24 protein-coding genes are annotated in these 18,696 nt (G+C 75.0%); 11 read left to right on the forward strand and 13 right to left on the reverse strand.

The features are described 5' to 3' along the window. Nucleotides 1-14: 14 nt before the first annotated feature. Together ACLJTM_RS08290 and ACLJTM_RS08295 are read right to left on the reverse strand one after the other, a co-directional pair. Nucleotides 15-680 (reverse strand): NAD(P)-dependent oxidoreductase, encoded by a 666-nt coding sequence (locus tag ACLJTM_RS08290; RefSeq protein ID WP_411102775.1) that lies wholly within the window; start codon nucleotides 678-680, stop codon nucleotides 15-17. 202 nt (nucleotides 681-882) lie between these two features. Next, nucleotides 883-1,317: a hypothetical protein gene (locus ACLJTM_RS08295; protein WP_411102776.1), complete on the reverse strand. Its 435-nt coding sequence runs from the start codon at nucleotides 1,315-1,317 to the stop codon at nucleotides 883-885. Nucleotides 1,318-1,609: 292 nt separating this feature from the next. Between ACLJTM_RS08295 and ACLJTM_RS08300 the strand changes: the two genes are divergently transcribed. The 5 genes from ACLJTM_RS08300 (at nucleotide 1,610) to ACLJTM_RS08320 (ending at nucleotide 6,831) form a co-directional block, all read left to right on the forward strand. Further along, nucleotides 1,610-2,914 (forward strand): phytase, encoded by a 1,305-nt coding sequence (locus ACLJTM_RS08300; protein ID WP_411102777.1) that lies wholly within the window; start codon nucleotides 1,610-1,612, stop codon nucleotides 2,912-2,914. Between the two features lie 333 nt (nucleotides 2,915-3,247). Further along, nucleotides 3,248-4,489, forward strand: coding sequence for an NUDIX domain-containing protein (locus ACLJTM_RS08305; protein WP_411102778.1), 1,242 nt, complete (start codon nucleotides 3,248-3,250; stop codon nucleotides 4,487-4,489). A 138-nt stretch (nucleotides 4,490-4,627) separates the two neighbouring features. Further along, nucleotides 4,628-5,134, forward strand: a complete 507-nt coding sequence (locus ACLJTM_RS08310) for an SRPBCC family protein (protein ID WP_411102779.1) — start codon at nucleotides 4,628-4,630, stop codon at nucleotides 5,132-5,134. 185 nt (nucleotides 5,135-5,319) lie between these two features. After that, the gene (locus ACLJTM_RS08315; RefSeq protein WP_411102780.1) at nucleotides 5,320-5,820 is read left to right on the forward strand and encodes a hypothetical protein; all 501 of its coding nucleotides are present in this window, start codon (nucleotides 5,320-5,322) and stop codon (nucleotides 5,818-5,820) included. A gap of 81 nt (nucleotides 5,821-5,901) precedes the next feature. After that, on the forward strand, nucleotides 5,902-6,831 hold the full coding sequence (locus ACLJTM_RS08320) for a class I SAM-dependent methyltransferase (RefSeq protein WP_411102781.1): 930 nt from the start codon (nucleotides 5,902-5,904) through the stop codon (nucleotides 6,829-6,831). Between the two features lie 70 nt (nucleotides 6,832-6,901). Here ACLJTM_RS08320 and ACLJTM_RS08325 read toward each other — a convergent pair whose 3' ends face one another. After that, nucleotides 6,902-8,377, reverse strand: a complete 1,476-nt coding sequence (locus ACLJTM_RS08325) for a DEAD/DEAH box helicase (RefSeq protein WP_411102782.1) — start codon at nucleotides 8,375-8,377, stop codon at nucleotides 6,902-6,904. A gap of 271 nt (nucleotides 8,378-8,648) precedes the next feature. Here ACLJTM_RS08325 and ACLJTM_RS08330 point away from each other — a divergent pair, with 271 nt between their 5' ends. Further along, a complete protein-coding gene (locus ACLJTM_RS08330; protein ID WP_411102783.1) occupies nucleotides 8,649-8,855 on the forward strand; it encodes a cold-shock protein in 207 nt (68 codons plus the stop codon). A 94-nt stretch (nucleotides 8,856-8,949) separates the two neighbouring features. Here the strand turns inward: ACLJTM_RS08330 and ACLJTM_RS08335 are convergent, their stop codons facing one another. The 5 genes from ACLJTM_RS08335 to ACLJTM_RS08355 form a co-directional block, all read right to left on the reverse strand. Next, nucleotides 8,950-9,528 carry a TetR/AcrR family transcriptional regulator gene (locus ACLJTM_RS08335; RefSeq protein WP_411102784.1) on the reverse strand — a complete coding sequence of 193 codons (579 nt, stop codon included), beginning with the start codon at nucleotides 9,526-9,528 and terminating at the stop codon, nucleotides 8,950-8,952. Next, on the reverse strand, nucleotides 9,525-9,878 hold the full coding sequence (locus tag ACLJTM_RS08340) for a DUF1304 domain-containing protein (RefSeq protein WP_411102785.1): 354 nt from the start codon (nucleotides 9,876-9,878) through the stop codon (nucleotides 9,525-9,527). The genes ACLJTM_RS08335 and ACLJTM_RS08340 overlap by 4 nt, the downstream gene beginning before the upstream one ends. Nucleotides 9,879-10,073: 195 nt before the next feature. Continuing rightward, nucleotides 10,074-10,268: a ferredoxin gene (locus ACLJTM_RS08345; protein ID WP_411103272.1), complete on the reverse strand. Its 195-nt coding sequence runs from the start codon at nucleotides 10,266-10,268 to the stop codon at nucleotides 10,074-10,076. Between the two features lie 20 nt (nucleotides 10,269-10,288). Next, nucleotides 10,289-11,482 (reverse strand): cytochrome P450, encoded by a 1,194-nt coding sequence (locus tag ACLJTM_RS08350; RefSeq protein ID WP_411102786.1) that lies wholly within the window; start codon nucleotides 11,480-11,482, stop codon nucleotides 10,289-10,291. 126 nt (nucleotides 11,483-11,608) lie between these two features. Beyond that, on the reverse strand, nucleotides 11,609-11,947 hold the full coding sequence (locus ACLJTM_RS08355) for a thioredoxin family protein (RefSeq protein WP_411102787.1): 339 nt from the start codon (nucleotides 11,945-11,947) through the stop codon (nucleotides 11,609-11,611). Nucleotides 11,948-12,071: 124 nt separating this feature from the next. Between ACLJTM_RS08355 and ACLJTM_RS08360 the strand changes: the two genes are divergently transcribed. Beyond that, on the forward strand, nucleotides 12,072-12,341 hold the full coding sequence (locus tag ACLJTM_RS08360; RefSeq protein ID WP_411102788.1) for a hypothetical protein: 270 nt from the start codon (nucleotides 12,072-12,074) through the stop codon (nucleotides 12,339-12,341). 79 nt (nucleotides 12,342-12,420) lie between these two features. Here the strand turns inward: ACLJTM_RS08360 and ACLJTM_RS08365 are convergent, their stop codons facing one another. Then, entirely contained in the window at nucleotides 12,421-12,798 is a 378-nt protein-coding gene (locus ACLJTM_RS08365; RefSeq protein ID WP_411102789.1) for a hypothetical protein, read from the reverse strand. Nucleotides 12,799-12,996: 198 nt separating this feature from the next. On the opposite strand from ACLJTM_RS08365, the gene ACLJTM_RS08370 reads away from it, so the two are divergent. After that, nucleotides 12,997-13,353, forward strand: a complete 357-nt coding sequence (locus ACLJTM_RS08370) for a YciI family protein (protein ID WP_411102790.1) — start codon at nucleotides 12,997-12,999, stop codon at nucleotides 13,351-13,353. A gap of 92 nt (nucleotides 13,354-13,445) precedes the next feature. Next, complete coding sequence (locus ACLJTM_RS08375; protein WP_411102791.1) at nucleotides 13,446-14,681, forward strand: RNA polymerase sigma factor; 1,236 nt, start codon at nucleotides 13,446-13,448, stop codon at nucleotides 14,679-14,681. A gap of 36 nt (nucleotides 14,682-14,717) precedes the next feature. Here ACLJTM_RS08375 and ACLJTM_RS08380 read toward each other — a convergent pair whose 3' ends face one another. Further along, nucleotides 14,718-16,199, reverse strand: a complete 1,482-nt coding sequence (locus ACLJTM_RS08380) for a condensation domain-containing protein (RefSeq protein ID WP_411102792.1) — start codon at nucleotides 16,197-16,199, stop codon at nucleotides 14,718-14,720. 85 nt (nucleotides 16,200-16,284) lie between these two features. Then, on the reverse strand, nucleotides 16,285-16,557 hold the full coding sequence (locus tag ACLJTM_RS08385; RefSeq protein ID WP_411102793.1) for a hypothetical protein: 273 nt from the start codon (nucleotides 16,555-16,557) through the stop codon (nucleotides 16,285-16,287). Between ACLJTM_RS08385 and ACLJTM_RS08390 the strand changes: the two genes are divergently transcribed. Then, nucleotides 16,549-16,734 carry a hypothetical protein gene (locus ACLJTM_RS08390; RefSeq protein WP_411103306.1) on the forward strand — a complete coding sequence of 62 codons (186 nt, stop codon included), beginning with the start codon at nucleotides 16,549-16,551 and terminating at the stop codon, nucleotides 16,732-16,734. The two genes, ACLJTM_RS08385 and ACLJTM_RS08390, sit on opposite strands and share 9 nt — an antisense overlap. Here the strand turns inward: ACLJTM_RS08390 and ACLJTM_RS08395 are convergent. Beyond that, nucleotides 16,724-17,158, reverse strand: coding sequence for an STAS domain-containing protein (locus ACLJTM_RS08395; protein WP_411102794.1), 435 nt, complete (start codon nucleotides 17,156-17,158; stop codon nucleotides 16,724-16,726). The two genes, ACLJTM_RS08390 and ACLJTM_RS08395, sit on opposite strands and share 11 nt — an antisense overlap. Nucleotides 17,159-17,319: 161 nt before the next feature. Between ACLJTM_RS08395 and ACLJTM_RS08400 the strand changes: the two genes are divergently transcribed. Next, nucleotides 17,320-18,150, forward strand: coding sequence for a hypothetical protein (locus ACLJTM_RS08400; RefSeq protein ID WP_411102795.1), 831 nt, complete (start codon nucleotides 17,320-17,322; stop codon nucleotides 18,148-18,150). A gap of 27 nt (nucleotides 18,151-18,177) precedes the next feature. Here the strand turns inward: ACLJTM_RS08400 and ACLJTM_RS08405 are convergent, their stop codons facing one another. Beyond that, nucleotides 18,178-18,660 carry a hypothetical protein gene (locus ACLJTM_RS08405; RefSeq protein ID WP_411102796.1) on the reverse strand — a complete coding sequence of 161 codons (483 nt, stop codon included), beginning with the start codon at nucleotides 18,658-18,660 and terminating at the stop codon, nucleotides 18,178-18,180. Between the last annotated feature and the right edge of the window lie 36 nt (nucleotides 18,661-18,696).

An 18,696-nucleotide genomic window follows, 5' to 3' on the forward strand; every position in this document is an offset into this window, starting at 1 on the left:
GCCCGGTCACGGCACTAGTAGCCGACGGTGAAGCGCACGCCCGGGTGCGCGTCGCGCTCGACCTCGTCGACCAGCGCCACCGCGTAGTCCTCCGTGGAGATCCAGCTCCGGCCGTCCGTGTCGACGACCAGGTCGTCCAGCCCGAGGCGGTACACCCCCGTCCGCTCGCCCGCCTCGATCTGCGCGGCCGGGCTCAGGCTGGTCCACCGCACCTCCTCCACGGGTACCGTCCGCAGGAAGTCCAGGGCGTCCCCGTGCGCGTGCATCAGGGCCAGCACCGGTTCCGGCACGTCCGCGGCGTCCCAGACCAGCGGTCCGCCGGGAGTCCGCAGCGAACCGGCGCCGCCCACCGTGACCAGTCGCGGCCACGGGGAGTCCGCGCCGAGCGACTGCACCCCGCCGACGAGGGATTTCGCGGCGTTCACGAGCGCCCCCGGGTCACCGGCGCCGGGGCCGAACGTACTGACCACCACGTCGTGTCCGGCGCCCGCCACCGCCACGGACGCCGGGTCCAGCACATCGCCGAGCACCACCGCGCAGCCCTTCCCGTCCGCGGCGCCACCGGTGAGCTTCGAGGGATCACGCACCACCGCCGTGACCTCGTGCCCGCGCGCGAGTGCTTCCTGCAGCACCCGGGTCCCGATGCTGCCGGTCGCTCCGAAGAGCGCAATCTTCGCCATGGGGTCTCCGTAGGGGGGAGGTTCGGTACGGGGCGCCGGTCGGGCCCCGCCCCTCCATCCAACCCAACCCGGCCGCGCACCCCGGGTGCGACACCCGGCGCCACGCCGACGGCGCCTCCCCGACTGGTACCGCGCCGCCGCCACCGGCCCCGCCCCCGGCCCTCGGGGCGGGACGGACCGGGCACGATCCGCACGCGACGGCTCAGCGGCACAGGGCCACGATGGCGGGGGAGACCGTGCCCTCGGCGGCCTTGCACAGGGCCGCCATGTCGTACGTACGCGGCGGCGCGGGCCGGGCCTTCGGCGCTGCGGGTGCGCGGGGGCGGAGCGGCGGAACGGGCCGGGCGGGGCGGGCCCGTTCGGCGGGCGCCTCGCGGGGCGGCCGGTGCGGACGCGCGGGGGAGGGACGCACCGCCTCCGCGGGCTTCGCGGGCTCGACCGGTTCCGCCACCGCCGCGGGCGCAGCCGGCGGCAGCGGGCTCAACGGCAGGGCCTCGGCGGCGGGCCGGCCAGGGCCCCGGGGGACCGGGGCGGCGGGGGCGTCCGGCGCCTCACCGGGCCGTACGGTGACGCATCCGGCGGCCAGGACCAGGACGGCGAGAGTCAGGGGCAGGGCCAGGGCCCGGGGCGGCTGCATCCGACCACCCTGCCGCACGGCACCCGCCGCCGGCCCACCCGTGACACGGACGAGTGAGCGGACCCGCCCACCGGGACGGGGCCGGATCGCATGCCCCGGCCGGACCGGGAGGAGGAGTAGCGTCGATTCCACGGGTCCTTCCCGCACCTTCCCGGTCGGCGCCGCCCGGGAACCCTCCGGGTCTCGCAGTGTTCATGCCCCATCCATGCGGGAGGGGCTGCGCGCTGGCGGGAGCGTCACGTGGCGTCCCGATGCTGCACGCATCCCGTTCCCGAAGCGAAGGAGCCCGTTCGTGCCCCACTCCCGCATCCGACGGTCGAGCCTGCTCGCCGGCCTGGCGGCCCTTGCCGCGCTCACCGCGGCGGTGCCCGCCGAGGCGCACCCGTCCCGCGGCGCCGCCCTTCCGGCCGTCACCCCCCGGTCCGAGACCGCCGCCCTGTTCGACGACGAGGCCGGCGGCAACGCGGACGCCGACGACCCGGCGATCTGGCGCAACCCGGCCGACCCCGGCCGCAGCCTCGTCGTGGCCACGGCCAAGGAGGGCGGCCTGCACGTCTACGACCTCGACGCCCGCCGTGTGCAGGCCCTCGCCGCCCCCGCGGGCCCCGCCCCCGGGGACGCCCCCGGCCGCTTCAACAACGTGGACCTGGTCCACGGACTGCGGCTCTCCGCGGGCCGCGCCGACCTCGCGGTCACCACGGACCGCGGAAACGACCGGCTGCGCTTCTACCGCATCGACCGCGACCGTCCCGGCGGCCCCCTCATCGACGTCACCGACCCCGGGGTCCGGCCCGTCTTCTCCGCCGGCCAGGACGAGGTCAACGAGCAGCGGACCGCCTACGGGCTCGCCACCTGGACCGACCGGTCCAGCGGCCGTGCGTACGCCGTCGTCAGCCGGCGCGAGACCACGGCCCTCAGCCTGCTGGAGATCCTGCCCACCGCCTCCGGCACCGTCGGCTACCGCACGGTCCGCACCCTCGACCTGCCCGCCGCCTTCCGGCTGCCGAACGGCGCCGACTGGTCGCCGTGCGCGGAGCCCGGTGAACTGCCGCAGGTCGAGGGGATGGTGGTGGACCCGGCCGACGGCACGCTCTACGCGGGTCAGGAGGACGTGGGGATCTGGCGGCTGCGGGCCGACCTCACCGGTGAGCCGCGACTGATCGACAAGGTCAGGGAGTTCGGGACTCCGGGCACCTACGACGAGGCGACCGAAGAATGCGTGCCGGGAGCCGACCCCGGCTTCGGAGGGCGCCGTCTCGCCGCGGACGTAGAGGGCCTCACCCTGGTCACCGGGCCGGGCGGGCGCGGCCACCTGCTGGCGTCCAGCCAGGGCGACAACACCTTCGCCGCCTACGACCGCCGGCGGGGCAAGGGCAACGCCTACGAAGGCGGCTTCCGCGTCATCGCTTCCGGCACGGTCGACGGCTCCGAGGAGTGCGACGGCGCAGCGGCCCTGAACGCGCCCCTGGGCACGAAGTACCCGAGGGGCCTGCTCGTGGTGCAGGACGGCCACGACACCCCGCAGGACGGCGAACGCACCGCGACCGGCTTCAAGTTCGTGGACCTCGGCCAGGTCCTGGACGCCCTGGAGGACTGATCCCGGGCCCGCGGTCCGCTCCCCCCGGGCCCGCCCGGTGGCGTCCGGCCGGGGACGTGCTCCTCCCGGCCGGGGGGCCCGACGGATGCCCGGGCCCTCCCCGCGGCCGGGGACGTGGTCGGACGGGCGGTTTTCACGCCGCCTGTCCGCCCCGGGAAGGTACCAGGGGGCGACGTAATCCGGCCATAAGGAGAGCGGAACCGGCCGACCGGCGCCGCAGGGGCAGCAGGACCGCCGACGGCCGCCGGGGGCCGTACCCGGGAGCGCCGTAACCCCGGCGCCGCCCCCGCGGTTGCACAGCCGGCGGGTGCACCCACGGCGAACGGAGTCCCGATGCCGCAGCTGACCGACGAGACTGCGACCGCGACGGACGAGTCCGGGACCGAGACCGGCGGGACCGGGACCGCGACGGACGAGACCGAGACCGACGAGACCGCGACCGCGACGTACGCGACCGGCGAGACCGGGACCGCGACGGACGAGACCAAGACCGCGACCGGCGAGACCGGGACCGCGACTGACGCGTGCGCGGCGGGCGGGCCTGCGAGGCCGGTCGCGGACGGCGCAGCCGGTCAGGGGCGGGCGGCGGTAGTGACGGGGACCTGGATGACTCCGCAGGAGTACGGGGCCTCGCGCGCCGGGCTCTGGGCGGGCGCGGTGGTCCTGGTCACCGACACCGACGGCCGCGTGCTCGTCCAGAGCGTCGACTACCGCCCGGACCGGCTGCTCCCCGGCGGAGCCGTGGACCCGGGCGAGGCCCCCTCCGCCGCCGCGGCCCGCGAGGTGCGCGAGGAGCTGGGCGTCGACGGCCACTACCCGCGCGCCCTCGCCGTGGACTGGATTCCGGCCGACAGCCCCTCCTTCCCGCCGGAAATGCACTTCCCCGGCGAGATCCTGCACGTCTTCGACGGCGGCACCTGGACCCCCGACCGGATCGCCGCCGTCCGGCTCCCCGCCCGCGAGGTCACCGGGATCGCCTTCGCCGAGCCTGCCGACCTCCCCGCCCTGATGGACGCCGGCGATGCCCGCCGCACCCTGTCCGCCCTGCGCGCCCGCGTCAACGGCGCGGGCCCCGCCCTGCTGGAGGACGGCCGCCCCGTCCTGCCCACCGCCCTGGACCGGCTCGGTGTGCTGCGCACCCGCCGCATCCCGCAGCACGGTGCCTGGCATCCCGGCCCACTGCCGGCGCCCCTGACCGAGACCGACCACACGGCCTGGCTGTTCGCCCCCGACGGCCGGGTCCTGGTCCTGGTCGCCCGTGCCACCGGGGCGGTCTGCCTGCCGCCGCGGGCAGCCGGCGGCCCGGCCCCGGGCGTGCTGCCGCTCGGCTACCGCCTGGCCGACGGCGCCGTGCACGCCCGCAGCGCGGGCCGCCTCTCCCCGGTGCCCGCGGCCGCGGACCCGGCGTACGCCCGGCTGCTGGCCACACCGGAGCAGGTACGCGAACTCAGCGACTGGGGGCAGGCCGGCCATCGCGAACTGGCGGCGGTGCACGCCGCACGCGACCGCCTCGGACTGCCCGCGGCCCTGCGGACACCGCCCGTCGAACTCCCCGCCCAGGACACCCGCCGGTAACGCCGGTAACGCCGGCAACGCACCCGCACCCGCACCCGGCCGCCCCGCACCCCGCCCGCCGGGCTCCGACGCCCCGGCGATCACGGCCGTGGCGGCGAAATCCGGGGTCCGCGGTGCGCGGTCCCGCAGCATGGGCGCATGAGCGACAGCGCGATCACCTACACCCTCTACATCCAGGCCGATCCCGCCCGGGTCTGGCAGGCCCTGACCGAGCCCGCCCTCACCAGGCGGTACTGGGGCGTCAGCTTCGAGACCGACTGGGCGGTGGGATCGCCGATGGACTGGATCGAGCGGGGGGCCCGTACCAGCGATCCCGCCCAGGTGGTCCTCGACTGCGTGCCCGACCGCCGGCTCTCCTACACCTGGCACACCTTCAGCCCCCAGTGGGCCGTCTCGGTCGGGATCGCCGAGGAGCTGCGGGCGCAGCTGGCGCAGGAGCCGCGCACCAGGGTCACCTACGAGATCGAGCCCGTGGGGGACTCCCTGGCCCGGCTGACCGTCCTGCACGAGGACTTCCGGCCCGGCGGCCAGCTGATCGGCATGTGCGGCCGGGCCTGGCCGATGCTCGCGTCCAGCCTCAAGACACTCCTGGAGACCGGCGCCCCCCTGCCGGAGCCGGGCCACGAACCCCATCAGGAGCTGTGACGCGACCCTGACCGCCGGCCGCGCACGGAGGTCGTGTGGAATGGGGGCATGGGGAGAGGGAATAGCAGACAGCGGCCGCCCGCCACCGGCCGGCGGCCCGCCCGCCGGAGCGCCCCGGCGCCCGGCCGCGACGGCGTCGTGCCCGGCGGGCCGGCTTCGGGCCCCGGCCCGGAGGGCCGGGGCCGATGAACCGTGCCGAGGACCGGGAACCCCCCGAGCACTGGCGCTACGCACGCCACCTGGAGTCCCTGGCGGCCGTGGCCGGTCCGGCCGGGGAGGCCCGGGAGGCCGAGGTCGTCGCCGCGGTGCTGCGCGACCCCGACCCGGTGATGGCGGAGAGCGCGGTGGTCACCCATCTCGACCGCCGGGCCGCGATGCTGCTCGCCGACGAGGCCTTCCCCGCCTGGGCCGGGGCCATGACCGTCGTCCTCGCGGGCCGCGCCTTCCCGGAACGCAGGCTCCGCGAGTGGAGCCTGCTCAAGGCCATCACCCGCGACGAGCCCTGGCCGGCCGACGCCCTGACCACCGCTTCCGACTGGTGCCAGCGCACCGCCGCCCAATCCCTCACCTCGTACGCAGCCTTGCGCCTGCTGGCCGACGCGGGCCGCACCCGCCGCGTCCGCAACGCCGCCGCCGAACGGCTGCGCAGATGGTCGGCCGCCGGGGGTGCTCAGGCACCGCAGTAACGTGGTAGAACGGCCGTACGGGGAAGCAGGCCGGGTGTCGGACACGCGCCGACGCCGTTTTCCCCTGGAGGAACCCGCCCCGTGTCGCACCTTCCGCAGGCTTCCGTCACCACCCCCGAGGGTGAGCCCGCCCTCGCCGTACCCACCGCGTACGGCGACGTCGAAGGCTGGTTCTCCGCGCCGGACCAGGCGCTCTTCGACTGGTTCCTGACCCGTCAGGACACCGGTGCCCCGCTCCCGGGCGACCTGTTGGAACTGGGCGCGTACCTCGGCAAGAGCGCCGTCTTCCTCGGCGGCTACCTGCGGCCGGGGGAGGAGTTCACCGTCTGCGACCTCTTCGGATCGCCCGCCACCGACGACTCCAACCTGGCGGAGACCCGGGGGTCCTACCCCACCCTCACGCGCCGCGGCTTCGAGACGAACTACCTCGCCTTCCACGCAACCCTCCCGACGGTCGTCCAGGCCCCGACCTCGGTGATCGCCGACCGGGTCCGCCCCCGCAGCTGCCGGTTCGTGCACGTCGACGCCTCGCACCTCTACGAGCACGTGGTCACCGACATCGAGACCTCGCGCACCGTCGCGGCCCCCGGCGCGGTGGTGGCCTTCGACGACTACCGCTCCGAGCACTGCCCCGGCGTCGCGGCCGCGGTATGGGCCGCCGTGGTCGCCGGCGGGCTGCACCCGGTCTGCGTCTCCGCCGCCAAGCTCTACGCCACCTGGGACGACCCGGAGCCCCACCAGGAGGCGCTGCTGGCCTGGCTGAAGGGCCGTGCGGACCTGTGGCACGGCGTGGACACGGTCGCGGGGCGACCGCTGGTGCGCATCGGGGACCAGGGGGTCGCGGCGCCCGCGCCCCCGCAGCCGCTGCGCCCCGCACCGGCGAAGCCGCCCGCCCCGGCTCCCGTCCCCCGGCCGGGAGCCGCCTGGCGCAAGCTGGCCAAGGACCTGCTCCCGCCCGTGGTCACCCGCGCGATCGTGGCCCGGCGCAAGCGGCGACGCGCACGCGGCTGACCGGCGTACGCGAACGGACCGGCTCCCGGGCGGCGGGAGGCGGTCCGTGCACGTGCCGGACGCGGACGCGTCAGACGCCGCGGCGCACCCGGGCCGCGCGGCGGGCCTCGGCGGTCTGGCGGGCCTCCGCCGTCTTGCGGGACTCCTTGCCCCGGCCCGTACGGCCGGGGCGGGTGCCCATGCCGCGGAAGCCGAGCTCCGAGCCCGAGGGCTTGCCCTTGGCGTCGGTCGGCGCAGCCCCCGCCAGCGGCACCCCGGAAGGTGCCTTGGCGCCGGTGATCCGGCTCAGCGCCGTCTCGCCGGAGCGCACCTGGGTGATCGTCGGCCGGATCTTGGCGTCGGCCATCAGCCGCACCATGTCGCGGCGCTGGTTCGGGGTGACCAGGGTGACGACCCGGCCGGACTCGCCGGCCCGGGCGGTGCGCCCGCCACGGTGCAGGTAGTCCTTGCTGTCGGCCGGCGGGTCCACGTTGACGACCAGGTCGAGGTCGTCGATGTGGATGCCGCGCGCGGCGACGTTCGTCGCGACGAGCACGCCCACCGCCCCGGTCTTGAACTGCGCCAGGGTCCGGGTCCGCTGGGGCTGCGACTTCCCGCTGTGCAGCCCTTCGGCCCGTACGCCCATGGCCCGCAGGTGCTTCACGAACTGGTCGACCCCGTGCTTGGTGTCGAGGAACATCAGCACCCGGCCGTCGCGGGCGGCGATCTCGGTGGCCGCCGCGTACTTGTCGGCCGCGTGGATGTGCAGCACGTGGTGCTCCATCGTGGTCACCGCGCCGACCTGCGGGTCGACGGAGTGCGCGACGGGGTCCTTCAGGTACGAGCGGACCAGCTGGTCGACGTTGCGGTCCAGGGTGGCCGAGAACAGCATGCGCTGCCCGGCGTGGTGCACCTGGTCCAGGATTTCGGTGACCTGCGGCATGAAGCCCATGTCGCACATCTGGTCGGCCTCGTCGAGCACGGTGATCCGTACCCGCTCCAGGTGCACGTCGCGCCGTCCGATCAGGTCGCTGAGGCGGCCCGGGGTGGCCACCACGACCTCGGCGCCGGTGCGCAGCGCGCTGACCTGGCGGCCGATGGACAGTCCGCCCACCACCGTGGCCATCCGCAGCTCCAGGGCCTCGGCGTAGGGGGTCAGTGCGTCGGTCACCTGCTGCGCCAGCTCGCGGGTCGGTACGAGGACCAGGGCGAGGGGTCGCTTGGGGTCGGCCTGCTGCCCCGCGGTCCGTGCCAGCAGGGCCAGGCCGAAGGCGAGGGTCTTGCCGGAGCCGGTCTGCGCGCGGCCGAGGACGTCCCGGCCGGCCAGGGCGTTGGGCAGGGTGGCGGCCTGGATGGGGAAGGGGGTCTCCACCGCCAGCTCGGCCAGCTTGGCGACCAGCTCACGGGGCAGGTCGAGCGCGGTGAACGAGTCCACCGGCGGCAGCGCCGGAACCTTCGGCTGGTGCAGGGTGAACTCACCCTGCGGTCCGGTGCTGCACGCGGGCTTGCCGCCGTTCTTGGCACCGGCCTTCACGCCGAAACGCCCGTGGGCTGACGGGTTCCTCATGCAGGACCTTTCGAAGCAAGAACAAAAAGAACAAGATGGTCAACCGCCCATGGTACCAGCGGGCACCGGGGCTCTCCGGCGCCCGTTCGCCCGGTGCCCGGCGGCGGCCGGCCGGGCCGCTCCCCCGAATCGCGGACGGTGCGGCCGGAAGTTCGATTAGCCGCGGGTTCCCCGGTTGGCCGCGTTGAGAGTGTGGTCCGGGAGGCGGTCGGGCAGGATCGAGACGGCCGCGCGTGCGGCCCGCAGTGGAACGTCGTGAAGGATCAGCCAGATGGCAACAGGCACCGTGAAGTGGTTCAACTCGGAGAAGGGGTTCGGCTTCATCCAGCAGGACGACGGCGGCCCCGACGTGTTCGTGCACTTCTCCGCCATCGAGACCACCGGCTTCAAGTCGCTGGAGGAGAACGAGAAGGTCGAGTACAACGTCACCCAGGGCCCCAAGGGCCCCCAGGCCGAACAGGTGGTTCCCCTCCGGTAGTGCCGCTTCACGGGGCGTGCCCGTGACGTGGGCCCCGCCGTCCCTCCGGGGACGGCGGGGCCCACGCACGTGCGGGGTCCGAGACGTCGGCGCCTCACAAGGCCCGGTGCAGGGCGAGCAGCAGCCGCCACAGATGGTCGGCCAGGGCTTCGGGGGACTCCGGAACGCTGTCGTGGAGCCAGTCCGCGAGGACGCCGGTGAAGGCGGCGGCGACCGCCGAGGCGACCAGATCGGGGTGTGGTGCGCCTGCCGCCGCGCGTTCGGCGCGGGCCCGGGCGCGCAGCTCCCGGCCGAGGCGGTCGCCGAGCGGGCCGGAGCCGCCGGGGAGCAGCAGGGTGCGGAAGAGCGGGGCGCGGGCCGCCGCGCCGGACAGGAACCCCGCCAGCGCGGCCGGGGGCCGGGCCGGGGGAAGCGCCCCGGCATGCGTCTGCCAGGCGTGCAGGGCGTCCACCGCCGCGTGCACGACCTCGGCGCAGGCGTCGACGGCAAGCGCGGTGAGGTCCTCGTAGTGCAGGTAGAAGGTGGCCCGGCCGACGCCGGCCCGGCGTACCACCGCCGAGACGCCGACCTCGGTGAGCGGCCGGCCGGAGCACTCGGCGAGCAGGCCCTCGCGGAGCCGGGCCTTGGTGCGGGCCGTCCGCGGGTCCTCCCCGCGGGGCTCCCGCGGGCTCATGCGGCCGACAGGGCGGCGCCCAGGGCCAGGGCGGCGGGCAGAGCCTGGACGAGGAGGATCCGCCGGTTGGCGGTGGCGGCCCCGAACACTCCGGCGACGATCACGCAGACGAGGAAGAAGACCTGCGTCGCGAGTGAGCCGGTGACCAGCGACCAGACCAGGCCGGCGGCGAGGAAGCCGTTGTAGAGGCCCTGGTTGGCGGCGAGCGGCGCCGTGCGGCGGGCGGTGTCCGCGTCGAAGCCGGACAGGGCGCGGCCCGGCGGGCGCTGCCACAGGAACATCTCCAGGACCAGGAAGCAGGCGTGAAGGGCGGCGACGACGCCGATGAGGACGTAAGCGAGGGTGTGCACGGTCGGGTCCCATGCTCGAAGGTACGGAGGACGCGATTTCCTGGACAACTGTACAGGAACTGTCCGCCGCTCCGGCAGGCATGCCCCCTGCCCCCATGCCCCCTGCAGCCCTGCAGCCCTGCAGCCCGGCGGCCCGGTGGGGAGGGGGGCGGCGGGCAGGTGGGGGCGCGGACCGGCCGCGCCCCCACCTGCTCCTCAGCCCTCCCGCACGGAGATCGCGGCCACCGGGCAGGCGCGCGCCGCCTCGCGGACCAGGGGGCTGCCCCCGCCGTCCTCCCGGCCCGGCAGCAGGGCGCCGAAGCCGTCGTCGTCCTGGGTGAAGACCTGGGGTGCCGTCAAGGCGCACTGCCCGGCGCCGATGCAGGAGCCGGTGTCGATGTCGATGTGCACGGGTGCGGCCGGCATCCGCCTCACCAGGCCACGGGGAGTTCGATCAGGCCCTGGATGGTGTCCCCGGGCTTGAAGGGGATCCGGTCCGGCTCGGCCGCCAGCCGCAGTCCCGGCAGGCGTGCGAACAGGGTGCCCAGGGCGATCTCCAGCTCGGCGCGGGCGAGGTTCTGCCCCAGGCACTGGTGGATGCCGAAACCGAAGGCCAGGTGGTGGCGGGCGGGCCGGTGCCAGTCCAGGGCGTCCGGCTCCGCGAACACGGCACCGTCGCGGTTGATGACGGAGGTCGAGAACACCACCCCGTCATCCGCGCGGATCGTCACGCCGCCGGTCTGGATGTCCTCGGTCGCCACCCTCAGCATGCCGTCCGCGATGGACAGGAACCGCATCAGCTCCTCCACGGCCGCCGGGAGCAGCGAGGGGTCCGCGCGGAGCTCGGCCAGCCGCTCGGGGTGGCGCAGCAGGGTGAAGGTACCGAGGGAGATCATGTTCGCCGTGGTCTCGTGCCCGGCGACCAGCAGGATCGTGGCCATGGCGACCAGCTCCTCGATGTCGATCTCACCGGTCAGCAGGCGCTGCGCGATGAGGTCGTCGAGGATGCCCTCGCCCGGGGAGCGCCGCTTGCGCGCGATCAGCTCCACGAAGTACGCGTCGAGCCGCTGCAGGGCGTCCTCGACGTCGGCCGCCTCGGGCCCCCGCAGCAGCCGGCGCGACTGCCCCTCGAAGAACGCGTGGTCCTCGTAGGGCACTCCGAGCAGTGCGCAGATCACCATCGAGGGCACCGGCAGGGCGAAATCGCCCACCAGCTCCGCCGTCGACCCCTTGGCGAGCATCGCGTCGATCAGCCCGTCCACCGTCTGCTGGATCCGCGGCCGCAGGGCGTTGGTCTGCTTCAGGGTGAAGCCGGGGATCAGCATCCGGCGCTGGACGTGGTGCGCGGGATCGTCCACGCCGAGCAGCGCGGGGCGCCGGTCGCTGAGTCCTTTGAAGCGCGGGGAAGGGGTGGGGAAGGCGGTGTGGCGGCGGTCCGAGGAGAGACGGCCGTCGCTGAGCAGGGCCCGCGCCTCGGCGTGGCCGGTGACCACCCACACGGACCGCCCGTCGAACAGGGTGACGCGGGTGAGCGGGCGCCCCTCCCGCAGGGGGTCGTAGGCGGCCGGGGGATGGTAGGGGCAGGTTCGGTCCTGAGGAAAGGTCAGGGCGGCGGATTCTGGCATGAGTGCACCTCGCACGCTGTGGTTCCGGCTTGCCGGACTCCATTACATGCCTGAGGCACCTATCCCTCCTATGCCAGTTCCGGCCAGATCGCCCGGGTTCGCCCGGAGGGCCCAGCCGGGCCGGTCTCAGAGGTGGGCGTCCAGGAACCGCCGGAACTCCTCGCGGGTCATCGGCCCTTCCGCGGACGCGACCGCCGCACCGTCCCTGATGAGCACCGCGGTCGGAGCGCCGGTCACGGCATACCGCCGGGTGGGGCCGGGGCAGCGGGTCATGTCGGTGCGCACGGCGGTGAACCGGGCCCCGTACTCCCGCGCCAGTTCCGCCACGACCGCGTCCATCGCGCGGCACGCCTCCAAGGCCTTGGGCCAGGATCCGCAGAAGTAGGCCAGAACCGGCCCCGGGGCCAGGGAGAGGATGAAGTCGAACTCCTGGTCCTCCAGGGGCTGGTGTACCTGACGTGCCATGCGCCGTGCTCCTCGCTCGTGCCGCCGCCGGTCGGGGGCGGACACCATCATCCCCGGTCGGCCGAGGCGGGCCGGCGGCCGGCGGCCCCGGCCGTTGTCAGTGGCGGCTGTGAAGCTGGGCCCCATGGACGACAGGATGCTCCGGCGCCGGGTCTACGGCGCCGACCACGAAGACCCCGACCCCGGCCCCCGCCCCGGCCATGTCTACGGCGAACTCGTGGGCGGCCCGCTGGACGGGCTCCTCCTGGACGTCACCGGCTGGAGCGCGCCGCAGCTCGCCGAGGAGGTGCGCCTGCTCACGGAGATAGGGCGCCACGGGCCGGGCGGCCGGGCCCACTATCGGCGCCGCGCGACGGACCCCGGACGCTGGGACTGGGCGGGGGACAGCCGCTGACCGGCAGAGCCCCCGGTCCGCCGACGTGTGACCGGGGGCTCCGTACCGCTCTTCCGGCGCCGGGCCCGCAACGGATGCGTCAGTGCGCGCCGGCCGTACGGCTCACCCGCCGGGCCCAGAGCACCAAGGGCACCTGCAGCGGCAGACGGGCGACCGCCGCGGCGCGCACGGCCGGGGAGCTGCGCCGGGCGTCGGCTGCCGTCTTGACGTTCGCGGGGAACACGCCGACGAAGAACGCGGCGGCGGCCTGCGCGGCCACGCGCCGGCTCCGCGGATGGGCGATCCCGGCCGCCAGCGCGAGCTCGGCGACCCCGCTCGCGTAGGTCCACCGGCGGGGGCTGCCCGGCAGCGCGCGCGGCACCATCGCGTCGAACGGGGCGGGCACCACCGCGTGGAGGACCGCCGCGCCGGCCAGCAGACCGGCCAGCATCAGCGGGGAGGAGGGGACGCGCGCCATCGTGGTTCCTCTCGGAGGGGCCTGGGACCGCGATCCTACTCACCGGTAAGCAAGGGGCAGGCCGCTCACCGGCCCTCCGGTGGCCGCCGCGAAAAAATCTCTGAAGAATTCCCCGGGAGCTGTCGATCCGGCCCCCTCCCGTTCGACGCAGGGGTGAGAGGCAGGGAAAGCCCCCGCCCTCCCGACCGAGGAGTCACCATGCCGCGCTTCCTGACGATGATCCACATCGACGAGCAGAACCTGCCCACCGAGGGTTTCCCCGCCGACTTCGAGCAGCGGATGGGCGCCCTCCTGGAGGAGATCACCAAGGCCGGGGTCATGCTCGACACCGCGGGGCTGCTGCCCACCTCCGAAGCCACCCGCCTCACCTGGTCGGACGGGAAGGTGAGCTACACCGACGGCCCCTTCACCGAGACCAAGGAGGTCGTCGGCGGATACTCCCTGTCCCAGTGCAAGGACAAGGCCGAGGCCATCGAGTGGACCCGGCGCTTCCTGGAGATCCACCCGGCGCACTGGAACCTCACCGCCGAGGTCCGCGAGATCCAGGAGATGTGACCCGCCGGGCCCCCGCCCGGGCCCCGGGCCGGGCCCCCGCCGCGGGGGCCCGGCCCCGCGTTTGCCCCGCCCGGTCACGGCTGCTCTGATGGGTGGCCGTGACGGCAGCGAGTACGGCCCAAGCGGTCGAAGCGGTGTTCAGGATCGAGTCCGCGCGGATCATCGCCGGTGTCACCCGCATCGTGCGGGACGTCGGCATCGCCGAGGAGATCGCCCAGGACGCCCTGGTCGCCGCCCTGGAGCAGTGGCCCGGCGCGGGCGTGCCCGACCGGCCGGGCGCCTGGCTCATGACCACCGCCAAGCACCGCGCGATCGACCTGGTCCGCCGCAAGGAGACCTACGCGCGCAAGCTCGCGGAGGTCGGCCGGACCCTGGAGGACGTACAGCCGCCCGCCGAGCCGGCCGACCCGGAGGACATCGACGACGACCTGCTGCGGCTGGTCTTCACGGCCTGCCACCCCGTACTGGCGACCGAAGCCCGGATCGCGCTCACCCTGCGCCTCGTCGGCGGGCTGACCACCCGGGAGATCGCCCGCGCCCATCTCGTCTCCGAGCCCACCGTCGCCCAGCGCATCGTCCGGGCCAAACGCAGCCTGGCCGCAGCGGACGTGCCCTTCGAAGTGCCCTACGGAGCCGACCGCGAGGCACGGCTCGCCTCGGTCTTGGAGGTCATCTACCTCATCTTCAACGAGGGCTACGCGGCCACCGCCGGCGACGACCTGCTGCGCCCGGCCCTGTGCGAGGACGCCCTGAGGCTGGCCCGGGTGCTGGCCCACCTGATGCCCGAGGAGCCCGAGGTCCACGGGCTCGCCGCGCTCCTGGAGTTCCAGGCCTCCCGGACCGCCGCCCGCACCGGCCCCGACGGGGAGCCGGTCCTGCTCGCCGACCAGAACCGGGCCCGGTGGAACCGCCTGCTCGTCCACCGCGGGGTCGAAGCCCTGCAACGGGCCGGAACCGGCCCGTACTCCGTCCAGGCGGCCATCGCCGGCTGCCATGCGGCGGCCGTCCGCTACGAGGACACCGACTGGGCCACGATCGCCGCGCTGTACGGGCGCCTCGTCCGGCTGGTCCCCTCGCCGGTGGTGGAGCTCAACCGGGCGGTGGCCGTCTCGATGGACCAGGGCCCGCAGGCGGCCCTCCCGCTGGTCGACGCCCTCGCCGCGGAACCCGCCCTGCGCTCCTACCACCTCCTGCCCAGCGTCCGCGGCGACCTGCTGGAACGGCTGGGCCGGCCGCAGGAGGCCCGGGCCGAGTTCGAGCGGGCGGCCGGACTGACCTGCAACGCGCAGGAACGGACCCTGCTGCTGCGCCGCGCAGCCCGGCTCTGACCCCGGGCGCGCCCTGCCGCGTACCAGGAGCCGCGGTCAGCGCGGCCGGCCGGCCGCGGCGGCCCCCGCCGGGGCCCCCGCCGGCCGCCGCGGCGGGGTGAGTGCGACGGGCCGGCGGAATCCACCGGAGCGGGCGATCCCCTGGACCGTGGCGCGCAGCGCCGTCTGGAAGTCGCCCATCGTGCGGCGGGCCGCCTCCGTGTCCACGTAGATGGAGTTCATGTGGAGCCCGTCCGCGTCCCGCTGGAACCAGGAGCAGGCCCCGTTGGCGCGCGCCGACCACACGTGCGCGGCGGGCCGCCACTCCTCGTGCCGCTCGGCGCCGCGGCACTTGCGCATGTCGATGTAGGAGAAGAAGTTCACCGGGTACGGCCAGGAACGGGCCGCGAACTCCGCCGGTGCCAACAGCTCCCAGGCCCGGACGAACGGCACGTCGATGTGGCCGATCATCTGGCTGAAGCCGCTGCGCACCGCGGCCATGACCTGGGCGAAGTCCCGGCCCGGGGAGGCGTCGAACTCGATGGGCATGGTGTTGACGAACCAGCCCACCGAGTCCGTCCAGGTGCCCCGGCCGCGCTCGCTCACCGGCATGAACCCGCGGTACACGCCGGGACCGCCTGCCTCGCGCAGGCAGACGGCGACGGCCGCGAGCACCCCCATGAACGGTTTGCCGTCGACCGCCAGGCACACCTTCTCGAACACCTCGGTCTCCGCCGCGTCCAGCAGCATCGAGGCCTCGTTGACGATCGGGTACATCCGGTCCGGCTCCACCCCCAGGTCGAGGGGGAAGCGGGGGAAGAACTCCCCGCCGCGGGCCATGAAATCCTTCCAGTAGTCCAGGCGTTCATCGCTCGCATCGATGGAGAGGTAGCGGCTGCGCTGCTCCTCGGCGAAGTCCAGGTAGCTCGGAGCCGGGGGCAGCACGGGGACCTCTCCGCGGCACAGGGCCTCGTACGCGGTCAGTACCTCGTAGGCGACGATCGGCATCGACATGCCGTCGCACACGATGTGGTCGAAGGCGAGGTAGACGGTCGCGCAGTCCTCGCGCACCACCGCGCCCATGATGAACAGCGGCCAGGACAACGTGTCGATGCTCCGCTTGAACCGCTCCGCGAGGAAGCCGCCCAGCTCTTCGGAGGTCTCGTACGTGCCCACCTGCCGGGCTTCGAGGGAGAGCCCGGCCGGGTCGTAGGGCTCGCAGGACAGCTCCCCGGCGAGACGGCGGAACGCGCACCGCAGGACCTCGTGGCGCCGGACGAAGGAAAGGAGGGCCCGGGCCAGCGCGGGCTCGTCCAGCGGCCCGGTCACCTCGAAGGTGACCGCGACCCACGAGGCGACGGGGTCGTCGGCGGCCCGGCTCTCCTCGGCGACGGTGAAGTGCTTCTCCTGGTTGAAGGAAGCCCTCCTGCCCGGATCGTCACCCGCCCCGTCGGCCTCCGCCGCCGCTGCGGACCGCAAGCGCCACTCGACCACCCGGCCGGGTGCCACGTGGTGCATCTCCAGAGGAAACTGCCGCATTCCGTCATCCCTTCGCCCCCGAACCGACCCCGAGGCCCTAACGACCTGCGGCCCGGGGAGGTGACGGAACGCGTTGCGCCCGAGGTCAGGCGTGGTCGGGGTGGTCGTCGCGGCGGACCTCGATGCGGTCGGCGGCGAGGTCGACCGCCACGCGGTGCTCCATGCCCAGGGCTTCGAGGAACTTCTGCGGCAGCTGGACGCGGCCGGTGCGGTCCAGCATCACGTACTCCCGTTCGCTCACCGACTCCGCGCCGTGCTCGTCGGTGACCGTCCGGCGCAGCACCTCGCTGCTGGTGCGGCCGTCGCGGATGGCCACGGTCCGGCGCACCTCACCCGCCACCAGGGGGTCGTGGGTCACTCCGAGACGGGCCGCTCGATCATGCGGCTGCTGCGCGCGGTGGTCCGCAGCGAGGGCGTCACCGCCCTCGTCGCCACCCACGACCCGGCCCTGATCGAACTGGCGGACCGGGTCGTGGAGCTGCGCGACGGACGCATCGTCGACGAGCAGCGGGTGGACCAGGCGGCTATCCGCTGAAGCGGCTCCGCAGGCACAGGTCCCGCGGGGCGCGTGCCGCGACGCTCAGCAGCAGGCGTACGGCCCGGGAGGTGGCGGCCAGTTCCACCTGGCCGCCCTCGCGGACCCACCGGTCCAGCGGGTGGAGCAGGGCCGAGTCGCAGAAGGTGACCCGGGCCGTGTCGAGGACCAGGCGGCGGGCACCGCGGGCGGCCCCGTCCGCCAGGAGCCCGCGCAGGGGGGCGGCGGTGTAGTGGTCGAACTCCCCGGCCAGGCTGACGGCGAGGACGCCGTCGCGGAGCGAAGCCCGTATGCGGGGGAGGGGGTCGGTGCCGGGTTCCGCGGTGAGTGCGGCGAGGGACCCGGGCGGGGCGGCGGCCTCGGCCGGGGCGTCCGCAGGAGCGTTCACCGGGGCGTGGGTCGGTGCGTGTATCGGAGTGTGCATGCCTCCAGCAACGGGCCGCGCCCCGGCCGGGAAGCGGAGCAGCCCGTTCATTCACCCGCGCGGGCCGCGGCACTGAGCCGTTCCGGCGATCTTCGTCCGGCTCCCGTGCCGCGGGTGCGCGTCCGCGCCCCCCGGGGCTGCGATGGCCGAAAGTGGTCGGCGTGGACGTGGAAGAGGTCATCGACAGGCTGTACGGGCTGGCACCCGCAGGATTCACGGCGGCCCGGGACGAGGCGGCGGCCCGGGCGAAGCAGGCGGGGGACCGGGCCGCGGCGAAGCGGATCGCCGGGATGCGCCGGCCCACGCTCGCGGCCTGGGCATCGAACCTGCTGGTCCGGGCGAAGCCGGAGGAGGCCGAGCAGTTCTGCCGGCTCGGGCAGGCCCTGCGGGAGGCCCACCGCTCCCTGGACGGCGAGCAGTTGCGGGAGCTGTCGCACGAGCAGCACGTGGTGGTCGGCGCCCTGGCCGGGGAGGCGGTCCGGCTCGCGGCGCAGGCGGGGACGCCGGTCTCGGAGGCGGCGCTGCGGGAGGTCGAGCAGATCCTGCGGACCGTCCTGGCCGATCCGGACGCCGCCGCGGCGTGGGCCTCGGGACGGCTGGCGAAGCCCCCGGCCGTGGTGACGGAGTTCCCCGCGCTGGACCCGGGTGCGACCCCGCCGGCGGCCGGACCCGCACCCGCCGCCCCGCAACCGGACCCGCGGGCGGCCGAGGCACTGGCGGCGGCGACGGCCGAGGCCCGGGAGACGGAACGGACCGCGACCGCCCGGGAGGCGGAACTCCGGGCGGCCGAGGAAGGCCACCGGCGCGCGGCCGGGGAGGCACAGCGCGCGGACGCGGCCCGGGACCGGGCGCACGCGGCCGAGGCGGAAGCCGCACAGGCGTTGCGTACGGCGGCCCGCGCGGCCGAGGAGGCCCGCCGGACGGCGCAAGCGGCCGCCGGCCGCCTCCAGGACCTCAGTACCGCCACCCCCGACGGGACCCCTGCGCCCTGACCGCCCTCCGGGGAGCGCCCCGACTGCTCACTCCCGCAGGCCGAGGATGTCCACGATGCCTTCGGCGTAGGCGGCGGACACCGTGCCCGGCGCGGCCGCCGCCTCCGCGCGGATCCCGGGCAGCCCCCGCCGGACGAACGCGCTGGACTGTCCGTACAGGCCCGCCTCGTGTGAACTCCCGTCGTCCTGCGCGCCCAGCAGCGCCAGCACCGTCCACAGCAGGGCCTCGCGGGTCGCCCGGCGCGGCGGGCCCGCTTCCCACACGGCCATCAGCACCCCTGCCACCGCCGGGGCGGGCGGCGCCAGCTGCTTCCCCGTGAAGGCGTGACCCTCCAGCGCACGGAACGCCGCCGGATGGCCCTCGGCCGCGGCCCACAGGGTGTCCTCCAGGTGCAGCGCGGAACGGCCGCACCCGCACTCCACCGACTCCCAGTCGTGTCGTGCGATCTCCGCCGCCACCGCATCGGGTACCAACGGGCTGCTGCGCGGCTTGTCGTCCATCCCTCTCATGGGAGGAGTATGCGATCAGGCCCCCTCCGAGACCAG

The organism is Streptomyces sp. cmx-4-9 (genome assembly GCF_046548835.1).
GTDB lineage: Bacteria > Actinomycetota > Actinomycetes > Streptomycetales > Streptomycetaceae > Streptomyces.

What these genes read in the sequence shown, in the direction of transcription:
- ACLJTM_RS08365 (WP_411102789.1), bottom strand. Translation starts at nt 12,798, where the DNA reads ATGGCGCGCGTCCCCTCCTCCCCGCTGATGCTGGCCGGTCTGCTGGCC.
- ACLJTM_RS08335 (WP_411102784.1), bottom strand. Translation starts at nt 9,528, where the DNA reads ATGAGCCCGCGGGAGCCCCGCGGGGAGGACCCGCGGACGGCCCGCACC.
- ACLJTM_RS08325 (WP_411102782.1), bottom strand. Translation starts at nt 8,377, where the DNA reads ATGAGGAACCCGTCAGCCCACGGGCGTTTCGGCGTGAAGGCCGGTGCC.
- ACLJTM_RS08295 (WP_411102776.1), bottom strand. Translation starts at nt 1,317, where the DNA reads ATGCAGCCGCCCCGGGCCCTGGCCCTGCCCCTGACTCTCGCCGTCCTG.
- ACLJTM_RS08355 (WP_411102787.1), bottom strand. Translation starts at nt 11,947, where the DNA reads ATGGCACGTCAGGTACACCAGCCCCTGGAGGACCAGGAGTTCGACTTC.
- ACLJTM_RS08330 (WP_411102783.1), top strand. Translation starts at nt 8,649, where the DNA reads ATGGCAACAGGCACCGTGAAGTGGTTCAACTCGGAGAAGGGGTTCGGC.
- ACLJTM_RS08310 (WP_411102779.1), top strand. Translation starts at nt 4,628, where the DNA reads ATGAGCGACAGCGCGATCACCTACACCCTCTACATCCAGGCCGATCCC.
- ACLJTM_RS08305 (WP_411102778.1), top strand. Translation starts at nt 3,248, where the DNA reads ATGCCGCAGCTGACCGACGAGACTGCGACCGCGACGGACGAGTCCGGG.
- ACLJTM_RS08395 (WP_411102794.1), bottom strand. Translation starts at nt 17,158, where the DNA reads ATGCACACTCCGATACACGCACCGACCCACGCCCCGGTGAACGCTCCT.
- ACLJTM_RS08350 (WP_411102786.1), bottom strand. Translation starts at nt 11,482, where the DNA reads ATGCCAGAATCCGCCGCCCTGACCTTTCCTCAGGACCGAACCTGCCCC.
- ACLJTM_RS08290 (WP_411102775.1), bottom strand. Translation starts at nt 680, where the DNA reads ATGGCGAAGATTGCGCTCTTCGGAGCGACCGGCAGCATCGGGACCCGG.
- ACLJTM_RS08315 (WP_411102780.1), top strand. Translation starts at nt 5,320, where the DNA reads ATGAACCGTGCCGAGGACCGGGAACCCCCCGAGCACTGGCGCTACGCA.
- ACLJTM_RS08370 (WP_411102790.1), top strand. Translation starts at nt 12,997, where the DNA reads ATGCCGCGCTTCCTGACGATGATCCACATCGACGAGCAGAACCTGCCC.
- ACLJTM_RS08405 (WP_411102796.1), bottom strand. Translation starts at nt 18,660, where the DNA reads ATGAGAGGGATGGACGACAAGCCGCGCAGCAGCCCGTTGGTACCCGAT.
- ACLJTM_RS08360 (WP_411102788.1), top strand. Translation starts at nt 12,072, where the DNA reads ATGGACGACAGGATGCTCCGGCGCCGGGTCTACGGCGCCGACCACGAA.
- ACLJTM_RS08380 (WP_411102792.1), bottom strand. Translation starts at nt 16,199, where the DNA reads ATGCGGCAGTTTCCTCTGGAGATGCACCACGTGGCACCCGGCCGGGTG.